This window comes from Clostridium beijerinckii, assembly GCF_008705175.1.
GTDB lineage: Bacteria > Bacillota > Clostridia > Clostridiales > Clostridiaceae > Clostridium > Clostridium beijerinckii.
In genome coordinates this window covers 1,341,444-1,356,977 of the sequence record NZ_CP043998.1, presented here as the reverse complement: position 1 = coordinate 1,356,977, position 15,534 = coordinate 1,341,444, and the positions used below count along the sequence as shown (strand labels likewise).

Here is a 15,534-nt window from a genome sequence, read left to right as displayed (position 1 = left end):
TACCTCCTAATTATTCAATGTTTTGAACTTGTTCTCTTATTTTTTCAATGGTATTTTTTATCTCTATTACTTTGTTAGTCATATTTATTTCTGTTGATTTAGATGCTATAGTATTAGCTTCTCTATTCATTTCTTGAATTATGAAATCTAATTTTCTTCCAATAGGTTCATCTAAATCTAACGTACTTTTCATTTGGCTTAAATGACTTCTGAGTCTTGTTATTTCTTCATCTACTGCTGCCTTATCTGAAAGAATAGCCACTTCTAATGCTATCCTGCTTTCATCTATATCAACACCAGATAATAATTCTTCCAATCTTTCTTCAAGTTTCTTCTTGTAATTCTTTGGAATACTGTCAGCTACCTTTTCTATTTCTTCAACATAATTCTCTATAATCTCAATTTTTGATAAAATATCAACTTTTAATTTTTCGCCCTCTTTGCATCTCATATCATTCATTAAATCTAGAGCCGATTCAATCAGAGGCGATATCTCACTAAAAATATCATCTAAATCATCATCCAACTCTTCCAATGTAATAACATCAGGAAATTTAGCTATTTTAGTTGTAGATATATCATCAATAACATTCAATTCACTTTGGATTTGTTTTAAACATTTATAATACTCTTCAGCTAACTTCATATTTAGATTTGCTTTTCCAATGTTATTTCCATAGGCTTTATAATTAATAAAAACATCAACTTTACCTCTATTTAGTCTTTTACTAATTATCTTTCTTATCTTCTCTTCTAAAGCCAACATCGTTCTAGGCATTCTTATGTTTATATCTAAATATCTATGATTTACGCTCTTCATCTCTATAGAGAAACTTGACTTTCTTCCATCTTCGCTTTGAGCCCTTCCAAAGCTAGTCATACTTTTTATCAACTGTACACCTCCTTTTAACTTTTAAACAATTTGGAGTTTGCTTTACTAAGTATAATCATAATAAATTTCTATGTCAACATTCTGTTCACAAATTGTTAACATTTATATTTGCAAATTTGATAAATCTTCAAATTCATATATTTACTAGAAATTAGTGACAAGTTAAAGGTGAAATTTTCTTCGTAACTGGAACAAAATGATATTTCTTATTTCTCAGATCTATATGTATAATTTCAGATCTTAGATGGTTTATCTATAGATAAACAATTTAAGAATTAGACTTATTAGATGAACATATTTACAAAGTTACTAAAACTTTAAGCTCATATCTTCACTAGAAATCATAAATATATTTGTAACCACAAGGGTCATAATATGGAGAAAACATTTGAAAATGAGCTGTTAAAGGTTCTTAAGCAGAGAATACAAATCTTTGATTTGGTGAGAATCGCTTACTCAGTGAACGAATGTGAGTCGAGTTTCCGCTATTGGTTGTTCCATTTTAGCTTGTGAAGTGAGAGTCCAAAATTTTATTTTGGGTTCTCGAACTTCCTCAGCGAATGTAATGAGTCGAGCTTCCCTCGGAAAGTTGGAGCATGCTAAAGTGGATACAACCTGCTGCCTAGAAACTGGAACAAAAGTATATTATTCATTTCGGTGAACTATACCCATAAGTATAGATTATAGTTGTTTTATCTATTTAAATAGCAAAAGATTACTTAACAACTATTTATTAAACCATTGTTAAGTAATCTCTCTAATATAATTTATTTTTTGGCAGGTCGGCGTATCCTGCATCTCTGATTACTAAGACTAGCGCGTGAGGAGCCTTTTCTCACCTCAAAAAACAAAATTTATTTCAAAATTAATTATAATATATTTTCTTTTAATTCACTATCTTCAACTTTTATTAATCTTCCCCTATATATTCTAGCATTCATTTTTGATAATGTTATTGGATACATAGTTGCGACATATATATATTGCTCTTCTAAATCAACTTCCAACCCTAAAAGTAAGATAATATTATCAACCTTCTTAACTAATTCAAGAGAGTCACCAACTGCTCTCTTATAATTCACACCAACATATTGTGGATCTTTAATCACTTTTTCTATAGTATCTATTATATTATCCTTGATTTTTTTTGTGAATTGCCTACCATGTCTTTTTTTTATATGGCTTACAACACCTGGAGAGGCATAAACTATTCTAGGTAAATCAAGCTCTAAGAGCTCACTTATAGAGATTTTAATTTTACCAACTTTCTTATAAGCTTTATACTCTCTTTTCATAATACCCCTCATTTATATCCTTTCTTTTATTATATCCCAGTAGTATGTATTTTTCCACCACTTAAATAAAAAATCATGGTAAAAAAAGTGTTGATTTTATTACTTTACAATACATAAGGCATATACGAGAAAAACGAACCCAAGATACCATGATTATTTTCATTAGGCATGGAAGCAGATTCCTCTTATATCTAGCCTATTTTGGTTCTCTGCCTCCGTGAGCTAGGAAGCCAAACCTATGGTTGAGGTGTGAATCACTTGCTCATAGATTGCAGTGAGGCGAGCCCCCCATGTACTTGAAAATAGGTTTGGCATATGCATTCGTTATTCTCTTGATTATGCCTAATATGTAGTATCACTAATATAACTAATTTACTTAACTACAATATAAAATCAACACTTTGTTAGGATTAAATTATAAAAATCTTTATATCAGATTTTTTAAAGTATTATACAGATTAATCCACCATTACCTTCATTAATAATTTTCTGCAAAGTTTTTTGAATCTTAACTTGAACATCTTCTGGCATTTTATATAGCTTATTTTGTAATCCTTCTTTTACTAACACTTCTAAAGATTTTCCAAACATATTACTTTGCCAAAGAAGGGCTGGATCTGTTTCAAATTGTTCTAGAAGGCCTTTTACTAGTTCTTCAGATTCTTTTTCTGATCCCATTATAGGGCTTATCTCAGTTTTGATGTCACACTTTATAAGATGTAAGCTTGGAGCACTTGCCTTTAATTTAACACCATATTTATTGCCTTGCTTAACTATTTCAGGTTCCTCAAACTTCATTTCTGAAAGTTGTGGTGCAACCAATCCATAACCACTCTCTCTTACATCTTCTAATGCATCTTTAACCTTATCATATTCACATTTTGCATGACTTAGGTCATTTATTATGCTTAGTAAGTCACTTTCTGAACCAACTTCTAAATTACATATCTCACTAAGAACCTTATAGAAAATTCCATCCTTAGGTTTCATAGATATTTTTGCTGTTCCACTACCTAAATCAACTTCATTTATGGTTGCTTTTCCCATAAAGTCTTCATTTTCAAAATCATTTAAGCAGTATTTTATGTCTCTTACCTTAGAGACATCTTGACTCATGTTCATAATTATGTTGAAAAAGTCTTTTTTTAGCCAATGGTTACATTCCAATTTTTCTAACCATTCAGGCATATCAATATTTATTTCTTTTACAGGGAATTCCTTAAGTACGTGTTTAAATAAATCTTCGATATCTTGTTCTTCCATATTATAAACATCCATAACTTGAACAGTTACATTATATTTATCTTCTAATTCTTTTTTCAATGCCTTAGTTTCTTGAGAATTAGGTTTATTAGTATTAAGAACTACAATAAACGGTTTATTTAGTGACTGTAATTCATATATTACTCTTTCTTCTGGTTCTACATAGTCATTTCTATCTATTCCAGTTATACTTCCATCAGTTGTAATTACTAATCCTATTGTTGAATGGTCTTTTATAACTTTTCTTGTCCCAATTTCTGCTGCATCCTCAAAAGGTATTTCGTAATCATACCATGGTGTATGAACCATTTTAGTTTCTTCACCATCTAGATATCCTAATGCTCCTTTTACAATATATCCTACGCAGTCAACCATCCTTACTTTAAATTTTATTTCATCCCCTAAATTTATTTCTACTGCTTCATTAGGTACAAATTTAGGTTCTGTTGTGTGAATATTTTTTCCTGAGCCACTCTGTGGTAACTCATCTTTTGCTCTTTCCTTTTTATAAGTATTATCAATTTTAGGTATTACCATAAGATCCATGAACTTTTTGATAAATGTAGATTTCCCTGTCCTAACTGGTCCTACGACTCCTACATATATGTCCCCTTGGGTTCTATCGGCTATATCTTTGTATATGTTAAAATTGTCCACATTTTTCCCTCCCATATTCTTTTTTCCAATATATATATATTCATGCTTTATTTAAAATATACAAATATAATAAATAAAAAATTTTAACACAATTCTAATCACTAAATATATGATTAAAATATTATTAAAATTCCTATCTTTAAAATTAAACATTAACATTAGGCATAATTGAAAAAGAATAAAAAAATAGTAGCCTAAGAACTTTTCACACAACCTATTGAGGAATTTAATTAGACTACAATTTACTAACATTTGAAAATACAAAACCAGCTATATAAAAAATCAATCTTTTTTATATAGCTGGTACAAATAACTTAAATATAAATCCCTAAAGTATACTCATATTACAATACTATAAATATTAAAATAATTCACTCTTTTTGTCTCTATTCATGAGTTCATCAACAATAGACTTGGCATTCTTTCCTTCAAATAATCCTTTATAGAGTCCATCTGTTATAGGCATTGATATACCTATTCTTTCCTTCAGTTGATAAAATGCTCTACAAGCTTTTACTCCTTCAACAACCATTCCAACTTCTTTTAAAGCGTCTTCAAGAGACATACCTTTACCTATTAGTAAACCAGCTCTTCTATTTCTAGAATGCATAGATGTACAGGTAACTATTAAATCCCCCATACCAGTTAAGCCGTAAAAAGTTTCTGCTCTTCCACCAAGTGCTATTCCAACTCTAGAAATTTCCTTCATCCCCCTAGTTAGTAGTGCAGCTTTTGTATTATCTCCATACCCAAGACCATCTATAACTCCTGCAGCTAACGCAATTACATTCTTTACAGCGCCACCAACTTCTACTCCTATTATATCGTCATTAGTATAGACTCTAAAATATGGTGTCATAAATAAATCTTGAACATCAGTAGCAAATTTCATTTCTTTAGATGTACTAACTATTGTAGTTGGTATTCTCATCACAACTTCTTCCGCATGACTTGGTCCTGATAAAACTACAACTGGATTATCTAATTCTTCTTCAATTACAACCGATAATCTTTTATCTGTGTCTTCCTCAATACCTTTTGCAATAGATATTATTGGAATATCTTTAGGAATTTTCCCTTTAATAGCTATACACATACTTCTAATTACATGGGAAGGTACTGATAAAACTATATAATCAGCACCATCTATTGCTTCTTCAATACTATTAAATGCAGTTACTCCTTTAGGAATTGCAAAATCTTTCATATACTTTTCGTTTGTTCTCTTAATGTTTATTTCATTAACAACATTCTTATCTCTATCGTATATATTAACAACATTATTTTTTTCTGCAAGTAAAACAGCTAAGGCACTTCCAAAGCTTCCTCCTCCTAAAAAAGTAATTTTACTCATAACTATTCCTTTCTTTGTCTGTATTCAATTTGTATTCCAGTTCCTTTGAAATCAAAACTATCTCTTAATTGATTTTCCAAATACCTTTCATATGAGAAGTGTCTTGCACTTTCATCATTTATGAAGAACACAAATTTAGGCGGTTTAGTTGCAACTTGAGTTGCATAGTAGATTTTCATTCTCTTAATTCCAACGATAGGTGGTTCCTTCATTAGTACAGCTTTACTTATGACATCATTTAATATACCTGTTGAAATTCTCTTATTGTAATTATCATAGCAATATCTTGCTAACTTAAGCACTTTATTAGTTCTTTGTCCTGTTAGTGCAGAGATGAATAAGTATTCAGCATAACTTAAGAACTTTAAATTTGATTGAAGATCCTTTTTAAATTTATCTAAAGTTTTATCATCTTTTTCAACCAAATCCCACTTATTAACAATAACCATAATAGCCTTTCTCAATTCATGAGCATAACCTATTATTTTTTCATCTTGTTCTGTAATTCCTTCTGTTGCATCAATCATAAGTATACACACGTCCGCTCTTTCTATTGCAGCGTAAGTTCTTATAACACTATATCTCTCAATTTCTTCTTTTACCTTGCTCTTTCTTCTAAGACCAGCCGTATCAACTAAAATAAATTTACCTTCCTCTGTTTCTAAATGACTATCTATTGAATCTCTTGTAGTTCCTGGAATATCAGAAACTATTACTCTTTCTTCTCCAAGTAATTTATTAATTAAAGAAGACTTTCCTACATTAGGTTTACCAATCATAGCTATTCTGATATATTCATCCTCTTCTTCATCATAAATAGATTTATCAAAATGCTTAACTACCTCATCAAGCATATCACCAAGTCCTAATCCTTGTCCTGCTGATATTGCCATAGGATCGCCTATTCCTAAATTATAAAATTCATACGCATTATTTTCATCTTTTAAATTGTCAACTTTATTAACAACTAAAACTACTGGTTTTTTGCTCTTTCTAAGCATAGTAGCCACTTCATTATCTGCAGCAGTTAATCCTTCTTTACCATCAACTATAAATATTATTACGTCAGCTGTCTCAATTGCAATATTTGCTTGTCTTCTCATTTGTTTTATAATAATATCATTATTCTCTGGTTCAATACCACCTGTATCTATCATAGTAAAATTATATCTCAGCCATTCAGCCTCTGCATACACCCTATCCCTTGTAACCCCTGGTGTATCTTGAACTATTGAAATTCTTTTCCCTGCTAATTTATTAAATAACGTTGATTTTCCAACATTCGGTCTTCCAACTATAGCAACTATCGGTTTACCCATTAAAATTCCTCCTCTTTATATTTAGACATATTCAAAAATAACAAGCCAGCATGCTAGTCTATTTTTCTTCATATGCCTCATTAAGTTTTTCTATTAAATCTTCACCTGTGTAGTCAACTACTATTACCTTGACATCTAAAGCTGATTCAATATCTTTAATTTTAATATCATCCAGCATTATCTGCTCATTAGAATCAGATAATTCGTAGCCTTTTCTAAACATGTTATTAGACATTATTAAATACTTACTATTTATTATTCCCTTCATCTGATTTATTATATCAGTTCCAGTTAAAAGTCCTGCTATAGTAATAGTTTCTCCAAAATAATGATTCACTATTTTGTAGACATCAAGCTGTATCTTAGGATTTTTACATTTAATTTTATTGCTGGCTTCAAGCAATTCATTATACGCCAGCTCTCCTGTAACTATAGAAAAGCTTCCCTTCATATTTAAATCCAAGTCATCTAAAGTGCTATCTATGGCATCTCTAAAACACCTAACCATTCCTATACCATCTTCTATTTGATGATAATCATCATAAAATTCCTGATTTGGAATTTCTTTATCTGCGACTAAATAAAATTCATCAGATAATCTCACAAATGGCTTACCAGTTTCTTTAATATATGTATCTTGCAATTCTTTAATATTATTGATTTCCTCAATAGATTGTTCCTTTGTATACGTATTAACATGCTTAAGTCCTTGCCTAAACTTTGTGATACCTATGGGAACTACTGCTACATCTGAAACTTCTGGATAAAGTTTATATAAATCTTCAATTGTTCTTTTAAGTTCATTTCCATTATTTATTCCTGGAACACAAACTATTTGTGCATTCATTGTAATACCTGCATCCGCTAGCCTTTGCATTCTTTCAAGAACATTGCCTGCAAATCTGTTATTTAGCATTTCAACCCTTAGATCTGGATTAGTTGTATGTACAGAAATATTAATTGGACTTATATGATATTTTATTATCCTATCAATGTCCTCATCTTTCATATTTGTTAATGTCACGAAATTTCCTTGTAAAAATGACAATCTTGAATCATCATCTTTAAAGTATAATGTTTCTCTCATTCCCTTAGGCAGCTGATCAATAAAACAAAATATACATTTATTACTGCATGATTTTGCCTTATCCATGATGCCTCCACCAAATTCTATTCCTATGTCTTCACCATACTCTTTTTCAATTTCAATTTCCCATATTTCACCACTAGGTTTTTCTATCTCTAAAACAATCTCTTCATCTGCAGATAAAAATTTATAATCTATGATATCATTTATTTCCTTATTGTTTATAGATACTAAGATATCATTTTCTTCTATCCCGACTTCCTCTGCAATTCCATTAGAGGTTACTTTTGTTATAATATTTTTCATTTTTTCACCCCTTATTATAACATTCTTATCTTTGTTATATTACATTAAACCCTTAGTTAAGTCAACAATTCATATTGTTAAAACATATTTAAACAATTGAAAGAACAAAATCGCAGGCGACTGTGGATCCGGAGATTTTTTACGCATCTGCCTTTTCGAACGCATGTGAGAAAAATCTGCACATCAGAAATGGCAGCTATGCTGCATATAAGAACATTTTATGCAAGCGAATATATTTTCTTTTTTATTCTCTTTTAAAAGCCAGCCTTCTAAATCAGCCTTTCTTATAAGTTATCCACAGATTATCCAACAATATAATTTCCTAGAGAATAAAAAATGTTCTTAATAAAAAGAACATTTTCCTACATTTATATACTACTATTCATTTAGATCAACATAAGCTCCTGTTTTTGAAAAGATAGTCCATTCACATATATTAGTTACGTGATCTCCTATTCTTTCCAAATACTTTATTACAAATAGCAATTGAGTTCCTTCTTGAAGTAAGCTTTCATCTTTTTTTATTGCTTTAATAAAAGAAGCAAACAAGGATCTATATATAGTATCTATCTCATCATCTTTTTTGCAAATTCTATATGCCATTTCATCATCATCATTAACGTGAGAATCTATAGATGCCTTTATCATATATCTTGCTTTTCTTTCCATATCCCATAAATCCTCTGAAACCTTTTTAAGAGAATTAACATTTTTGCCAATTCTTTTAGTTATTTTGCAAATATCCACTGCATAATCTGCTATTCTTTCTAAATCTGTCACTATTTTAGAAACAGTGAATACTCTTCTCAAATCTGTTGCCAGAGGTTGCTCTGATGCAATAAATTTAATACACTGTTCTTCAATTATTTTTTGCAATTCATCAACTTTATCATCAGCCTTAATAATTTTTTCTACTGCTTCTACGTCACAATTCTTTAAACACAGCATACTTTCATATATTTGCTTTTCTACTAAGTCTGCCATAATTACTAGTTGTCTATTTATATTTTTTACTTTAGTATCTTGTGATCCTCTTGTCATTCTTCCATTGCCCCTTCATACTTAAATTTATCGTTTACACCTAATTACACCTTAGTTACATATAAAAAATAATCATTAACTAGATTCTTATTAAATTTCCGATTAACTACTATGAATCATTTTATTATATGATATATTTCATTTATGCTTTCAATTTATTTTTTTCATATTACATTAATATAATACCTAAGTCAAGAAATTCATAGCCAAATGATAAAAATGTCCTCAATAAATTAAGGACACTTTATAATACTTATACCTTATTCATTTAAATCAACATAGGAACCTGTTTTTGAAAAAATAGTCCATTCACATATATTGGTTACATGATCTCCTATTCTCTCTAGGTATTTTATTGCAAACAGTAATTGAGTTCCTTCCTGAAGCAGCTTTTCATCTACTTTTATTGAGTTAATCAAAGTGGAGAATAAAGATTTATAGAATGCATCTATTTCATCATCCTTTTCGCAAACCTTATATGCCATTTCCTCATCTTCGTTAATATATGAATCTACAGAAGCTCTTATCATAGCTCTAACTTTATCGTCCATCTCCCATAATTCTTCTGAACCTTTTTCAAATGAGCTTATCTTTTTCCCAATCCTCTTTGTTATCTTACATATATCTACTGCATAGTCTGCCATTCTCTCTAAATCCGTCACTATTTTAGATGCTGTAAATACTCTCCTCAAATCTGTTGCAAGCGGCTGTTCAGTTGCTATAAATTTGATACATTCCTCTTCTATCATTTTTTGCATATCATCAACAATATCATCATTCTTAATAACTTGCTCAGCCTTTTCTAGATCATATTTTTTTAAACTTAGCAAACTCTCATATATTTGCTTTTCAACTAGACTAGACATTTTTAGCAGCTCTCTATTTATATTCTTTACTCTTGTATCCTGCGATCCCCTTGTCATAATTATCATTGCCCCCTTTTAGCCAAATCTACCTGTAATATAATCTTCTGTTCTCTTATCTCTTGGATTATAAAATATGTCTTCTGTTTTTCCGAACTCTATAACTTCTCCATTTAAAAAGAATGCAGTTTTATCAGCTATTCTTCCTGCTTGCTGCATATTATGAGTTACAATGATAACTGTATATTTCTTCTTTAATTCATCCATAAGTTCTTCCATTTTTCCAGTTGATATTGGATCTAATGCAGATGTTGGTTCATCCATCAAAATTACTTCTGGAGAAACCGCTAGTGTTCTAGCAATACATAATCTTTGTTGCTGCCCACCTGACATTCCAAGCGCACTTGATTTTAGCCTATCTTTAGTCTCGTCCCAAAGCGCTGCTCCTCTTAAGCTTTTTTCTACTATTTCATCTAAGATCTTCTTATTTTTTGTGCCGTGTATTCTAGGTCCATACGCAATGTTATCATAAATTGACATTGGAAATGGATTTGGTCTTTGGAATACCATTCCGATTCTTTCCCTTAAATATATATCATCATAGTCCTTATATATATCCTTACCTTCAAAAAACACTTCCCCAGTTATTTTTACGATCTCAATCAAATCATTCATTCTATTTAAAGTTCTTAGGAAAGTTGATTTTCCGCAGCCTGAAGGTCCAATGAGTGCTGTAACTTCATTTTTATTTATGGACATGTTTATATCTTTAAGAGCCTGATTATCACCATAATATAAGCATAAATCTTTTGTTTCTATAATATTCATAACTATCTCCTACTTCCCACTATAAGCTTTCATCAATCTATTTCCAATTAACCTTGCACAAACATTGAATAAGAGAACTGCTATTATAAGCACAGCCGCTGTTCCGTTAGCTATTTGAGCAGCATCAACCACTGCGCCTTCTGAATTTAGCTTCCATATATGGACAGCTAAAGTTTCTGCTGGTCTAAAAAGTGAAAATGCTGAGCTGTTCCCAGCCATACTTATGGTATTGAAATTTAAATTTTTAGAACTTAATCCTGCAGTATATAAAAATGCTGCTGCCTCACCAAAAATTCTTCCTGCTGCTAGTATTATACCCGTTAATATCTCTCCCATAGCTGTCGGAACTGTAAGCTTCGCTAATGTTTGCCATCTAGTTGCTCCAAGCCCCAAAGATGCTTCCTTAACCCTTTTACTTGCTGTATTTATTGCATTTTCTGAAATTCTAGTCATTGAAGGTATATTTAATATACTCACAGATAAAGCACCTGCAAGTATTGAATATCCCCATCCCGCCATATTTACAAAAACCAATAATCCAAACATACCAATAACAATAGATGGAAGTGAAGACATTGTTTCAAGGGACATTCTTATAAATTTAAGAATAGGTCCTTCTTTAGCATACTCTGCCAAATAAATTCCCGCTCCAACACCAATAGGAATTGTTATAACCAAAGAAATAACAAGCATATAAAATGAATTAAATAATTGCGGTGCTATTCCTCCTCCTGCTCCTGTAAGCTTTGGATTACCAAAAAGGAATGACGGTTTTAACATACTTCCACCTTTATATAAAATATATAAAATAAATGCACCAAGTAAAACCACTATGAACATACTTATTATATAAAATATAACTGTCGCAATTTTATCTACTTTTTTTGCATTCATTATACCGTACTCCTTTTCTCAATTACTCTTACTATAACTATAAATATAAAAGAAATCACAAGTAAAATTAATGCTAATGTCCATAAGGCATCATTCCATGGCGTTCCGCCGACAGTATTAGCCATATCCATTGTTATTATACTTGTTAATGTTGCCATTGAGGAAGTGATACTATCAGGTATCTTTACAGTGTTACCAATTACCATTTGAACTGCTAACGCTTCTCCAAAAGCCCTTGCAATACCAAGTACTACACCTGTTAATATCCCTGATTTGGCGCCTGGAACTATTATTCTATAAATCGTCTGCCACCTTGTAGCTCCAAGGCCATATGACGCCTCAATATGATCTTGAGGTATTGTTTTTATAGCATCTATAGATAACGTTGCTATAGTTGGTAAAATCATTAGTGATAAAACTAAAATCCCTGCGATTAAAGAAAATCCCATTCCTCCAAAACTTCCTTTTATAAATGGTACTAACACAGAAATACCGACCCAACCATAAACAACAGAAGGTATTCCAACTAATACTTCTAATGAAGGTTTAATTATCTTTTTCCCAAATTTGCTTGATATGACATTCACAAATATCGCCAAAGCAATAGCAATAGGTGCACTTATAACTACTGCACCTATTGATACTAAGGTTGACCCTAAGATGAAAGCGAGAGCTCCAAAGGAAGGCTCTCCACCTTTGTTTGGCTTCCAATTATTTGTGAATAAAAATTCTGTGACACTATATCCATCTTTTGTGAATATTCTTATCCCTTTTGAAGCTATAAATACTATGATTGATATTGTTATCACTATTATTAATATTGCACATAGCCCTGCAAAGCCTTGGCCCAAATACTCATTTTTAAGCCTTTCTTTAAAACTTCTTTTTTCCATCTTTACTCATCCCTTAATTGAAATTATTTTACTTTCATTTCACTTCCTGAAACAAATCCTAAATTATCTAAAACTGATTTATCAACTTTATTTGTAACATAATCTATAAAACTCTTAGCTACTCCTGTTGCTTCGCCTTTAGTATACATATGTCCCCATGACCAGAACTTATATGATCCATCAGATATATTTGCTTTTTCAGCTGCAACTCCGTCAAGTTTTACTATTTTTATAGCATCCTTAGCTTCTTGTGTGTTCATATATGCAAGACCTAAATAACTAATTGCACCATCATTTTGTTTCATTGCACTTAAAACTGCTCCATTTGAATCTTGAGTTACTCCTAATGATTCGTTTTCTGCTGATTTATCTCCACCAAGAATTACCTTTTCGAATGTTGCTCTTGTTCCAGAACCTGCTGTTCTATGAACTAATAATATTGGCTTATCAGGTCCTCCAACTTCTTTCCAGTTAGTTACCTTTCCAGAGAATATATCTTTAATTTGAGCTGATGTTAAATTATCTATTCCAAGTGATTTGCTTACCGCAACACCAAAACCTTCTGCTACAACTTTATGATCAACCAACTGACTTGCTTTATCTTTATCTAATTTTTCTTCTGCAAAAATATCTGAATTTCCTACATCTACTGATCCATCTAGTACTTGAGTAAGACCTGTACCTGATCCACCTGCTTGAGCACTAATTTGTGCATCTGGATTTTCCTTATTATATGTTTCAATTGCTTGTTCCATTAGTGGAAGCAATGCAGATGAACCACTCATTGTTATAGACCCACTTACTTTATCACTTGATTCAGTCTTTGTACCTGTTTCTGATTTATTTGATGAGTTTCCACACCCAACCATTGCACTTCCTATAACTGTCACTAACAAAGCCCCTACGACTAACTTTAAAGTTCTTTTTTTCATTATAAATTCCCTCCATCAATAAATTCGACATAAATTATGTTGGTTAAATTGTTTCTTATTACATATCCTATAATATACCCATTTAGTTAATCTATTATTAGAGAATTGTTAAGTTATATTAGAGGTATGTTAAGAAAATTTAACATACCTTTGATAATAATTAAAAAATGCGCAAAGTTTCTACCACTTTGCGCATTATCTGTTATAAATATGGAATTTTTACTTCAAAACATGTTCCTACTCCAAGCTCACTTTTAACATAAATCTCTCCGTTAAAAATTTTAACAATATGTTTTACAATTGCTAAACCAAGACCTGTTCCACCTTTTTTTCTTGATTTATCAACTCTATAAAATCGTTCGAAGATTCTTGATATATCTTCCTTTGGTATTCCTATTCCATTATCTTTTACTCTTAAGCAATAATATTTATCTTCATTATAACTTAACACTTCGACTTTTCCGGAAGTATCCTTAGAGTATTTTATTGCATTTTCTATTAAATTCAAAGCTAGTTGATGGAATTTATCTCTATCTCCAAAGATCTTCTCATTACTATTATCTTTAAATTCTAATTTAATATTTTTATTAATAGCAGTTTTTCTCATTATATTAATTACTTCTTCAATTACTGACACTGGTTCGAACTCATGCATATCAACCGCTAAGTTGCTTTCAATATTAGATAACACTAATATATCATTTATAAGTCTTGATAATCGTTCAGCTTCTTTATCTATAATATCTAAAAATTTCTCTCTTGTTTCGTCATCCTTAACAAATTTTAAAGTTTCAGCAAATCCCTTTATAGATGTTAACGGAGTCTTCAATTCATGAGATACATTGGCAACAAACTGGCTTCTCATAAGTTCTACTCTATTTATATCAGTTATGTCTTGAAAAGTTATAACCTTTCCTACGCCTTCCATTCCATCTACCATAGCCGATTTCTTAATTTTGAAATCCCTTTCTATTGGATGACGTATTTTTATTTCTTTATCACTTACATCATCTTGTTCTAAGAATTTTATTATATCATAATCCTTTATATGGTCTAATAAACATTCGCCTACAATATTTTTTTTAATGCCAAGTAAAGATTCTGCACACGGATTAATTGAAATTACCATATTGCAATTATCAACAGCTATAACTCCGCTTTCCATACTTTTTAATATTGATTCTATTTTATTTTGATTATCTATAACTTCACGAATCTTTATTTGTAACTGTTCCGCCATATTATTGAAGCTATTTCCCAAAGTCCCAAGTTCATCATTTGTATTGATATTGGCTCTTATTTTATAGTCCCCATGAGTCATTTTCAAAGTTACACTTTCTAACTCTTTAACTGGATCAATAATTTTTTTAACTAGTCTTAATGATAGAAATAAAGAAAATGGCATAACCACAAGTAATATTCCAAAACAATATTTAATATTTTCTTTAAGTATTATAGTAACAGAATTTATGCTTACAGAACTTCTAATTACAAAGTTATTGTTAAGCCTAGTAGCATAATATATTAAGTCTGACTTAATTGTCTCGCTGTATCTCTTTGAATACCCTTCACCAGTTTCCATTGCTTTCTTAACTTCTTCTCTATCCCTATGATTTTCACTACTCTTCTGCTCATTATCATATAAGACAACTCCATTATCATTTATAAGGGTAAATCTTACGTCTATACCATTTATTTTCGTATTATTTAATGCTTTTAACTCTTCATAATCATTTCTACTAATATCAGTAACATCATTAAGTTCAGAAACTAGCAAATTTATGTTTCTAAGTTGTTCTTTTGTATTTTTAATTTGTTCTAAATTTATTATTGTGATAAAAGAAGATGCTACAATTAATAGTGCAAATAGCACAGTTATAATAACTGAAGTTAATATTTTGTTTTTCATT

General features: G+C 30.6%; 13 protein-coding genes. All 13 read right to left on the bottom strand.

The annotated features are described in order from the left end of the window. Positions 1-10 precede the first annotated feature (10 nt). Positions 11-892 carry a YicC/YloC family endoribonuclease gene (locus tag F3K33_RS06145; RefSeq protein WP_017210774.1) on the bottom strand — a complete coding sequence of 294 codons (882 nt, stop codon included), beginning with the start codon at positions 890-892 and terminating at the stop codon, positions 11-13. 869 nt (positions 893-1,761) lie between these two features. Beyond that, a complete protein-coding gene (locus tag F3K33_RS06140; protein WP_039772297.1) occupies positions 1,762-2,187 on the bottom strand; it encodes a PBECR3 domain-containing polyvalent protein in 426 nt (141 codons plus the stop codon). A 441-nt stretch (positions 2,188-2,628) separates the two neighbouring features. Then, positions 2,629-4,107 (bottom strand): stage IV sporulation protein A, encoded by a 1,479-nt coding sequence (spoIVA, locus tag F3K33_RS06135; protein ID WP_011968476.1) that lies wholly within the window; start codon positions 4,105-4,107, stop codon positions 2,629-2,631. Positions 4,108-4,468: 361 nt separating this feature from the next. After that, complete coding sequence (locus F3K33_RS06130) at positions 4,469-5,461, bottom strand: NAD(P)H-dependent glycerol-3-phosphate dehydrogenase (protein WP_039772299.1); 993 nt, start codon at positions 5,459-5,461, stop codon at positions 4,469-4,471. 2 nt (positions 5,462-5,463) lie between these two features. Further along, positions 5,464-6,780, bottom strand: a complete 1,317-nt coding sequence (der, locus tag F3K33_RS06125; protein WP_039772301.1) for a ribosome biogenesis GTPase Der — start codon at positions 6,778-6,780, stop codon at positions 5,464-5,466. 58 nt (positions 6,781-6,838) lie between these two features. Beyond that, complete coding sequence (locus F3K33_RS06120; RefSeq protein ID WP_039772303.1) at positions 6,839-8,173, bottom strand: radical SAM protein; 1,335 nt, start codon at positions 8,171-8,173, stop codon at positions 6,839-6,841. A 378-nt stretch (positions 8,174-8,551) separates the two neighbouring features. Then, positions 8,552-9,214, bottom strand: coding sequence for a phosphate signaling complex protein PhoU (phoU, locus tag F3K33_RS06115; RefSeq protein ID WP_039772305.1), 663 nt, complete (start codon positions 9,212-9,214; stop codon positions 8,552-8,554). A gap of 260 nt (positions 9,215-9,474) precedes the next feature. Then, a complete protein-coding gene (gene phoU, locus F3K33_RS06110; protein ID WP_011968471.1) occupies positions 9,475-10,137 on the bottom strand; it encodes a phosphate signaling complex protein PhoU in 663 nt (220 codons plus the stop codon). An 18-nt stretch (positions 10,138-10,155) separates the two neighbouring features. Continuing rightward, a complete protein-coding gene (gene pstB, locus F3K33_RS06105) occupies positions 10,156-10,905 on the bottom strand; it encodes a phosphate ABC transporter ATP-binding protein PstB (RefSeq protein WP_011968470.1) in 750 nt (249 codons plus the stop codon). A 9-nt stretch (positions 10,906-10,914) separates the two neighbouring features. Beyond that, a complete protein-coding gene (pstA, locus tag F3K33_RS06100; RefSeq protein ID WP_011968469.1) occupies positions 10,915-11,799 on the bottom strand; it encodes a phosphate ABC transporter permease PstA in 885 nt (294 codons plus the stop codon). Next, positions 11,799-12,692, bottom strand: coding sequence for a phosphate ABC transporter permease subunit PstC (pstC, locus tag F3K33_RS06095; protein ID WP_039772307.1), 894 nt, complete (start codon positions 12,690-12,692; stop codon positions 11,799-11,801). The genes pstA and pstC overlap by 1 nt, the downstream gene beginning before the upstream one ends. Positions 12,693-12,715: 23 nt before the next feature. Further along, positions 12,716-13,624 (bottom strand): phosphate ABC transporter substrate-binding protein, encoded by a 909-nt coding sequence (locus F3K33_RS06090; RefSeq protein ID WP_039772309.1) that lies wholly within the window; start codon positions 13,622-13,624, stop codon positions 12,716-12,718. 202 nt (positions 13,625-13,826) lie between these two features. Next, complete coding sequence (locus F3K33_RS06085) at positions 13,827-15,533, bottom strand: sensor histidine kinase (RefSeq protein ID WP_039772311.1); 1,707 nt, start codon at positions 15,531-15,533, stop codon at positions 13,827-13,829. Position 15,534: the final 1 nt, after the last annotated feature.

Bases quoted from the DNA above. Each gene is read 5' to 3' on its own strand.
- F3K33_RS06140 (WP_039772297.1), bottom strand. From the start codon at position 2,187: ATGAAAAGAGAGTATAAAGCTTATAAGAAAGTTGGTAAAATTAAAATC.
- F3K33_RS06120 (WP_039772303.1), bottom strand. From the start codon at position 8,173: ATGAAAAATATTATAACAAAAGTAACCTCTAATGGAATTGCAGAGGAA.
- F3K33_RS06130 (WP_039772299.1), bottom strand. From the start codon at position 5,461: ATGAGTAAAATTACTTTTTTAGGAGGAGGAAGCTTTGGAAGTGCCTTA.
- F3K33_RS06090 (WP_039772309.1), bottom strand. From the start codon at position 13,624: ATGAAAAAAAGAACTTTAAAGTTAGTCGTAGGGGCTTTGTTAGTGACA.
- der (WP_039772301.1), bottom strand. From the start codon at position 6,780: ATGGGTAAACCGATAGTTGCTATAGTTGGAAGACCGAATGTTGGAAAA.
- phoU (WP_011968471.1), bottom strand. From the start codon at position 10,137: ATGACAAGGGGATCGCAGGATACAAGAGTAAAGAATATAAATAGAGAG.
- phoU (WP_039772305.1), bottom strand. From the start codon at position 9,214: ATGACAAGAGGATCACAAGATACTAAAGTAAAAAATATAAATAGACAA.
- pstA (WP_011968469.1), bottom strand. From the start codon at position 11,799: ATGAATGCAAAAAAAGTAGATAAAATTGCGACAGTTATATTTTATATA.
- pstC (WP_039772307.1), bottom strand. From the start codon at position 12,692: ATGGAAAAAAGAAGTTTTAAAGAAAGGCTTAAAAATGAGTATTTGGGC.
- F3K33_RS06085 (WP_039772311.1), bottom strand. From the start codon at position 15,533: ATGAAAAACAAAATATTAACTTCAGTTATTATAACTGTGCTATTTGCA.
- pstB (WP_011968470.1), bottom strand. From the start codon at position 10,905: ATGAATATTATAGAAACAAAAGATTTATGCTTATATTATGGTGATAAT.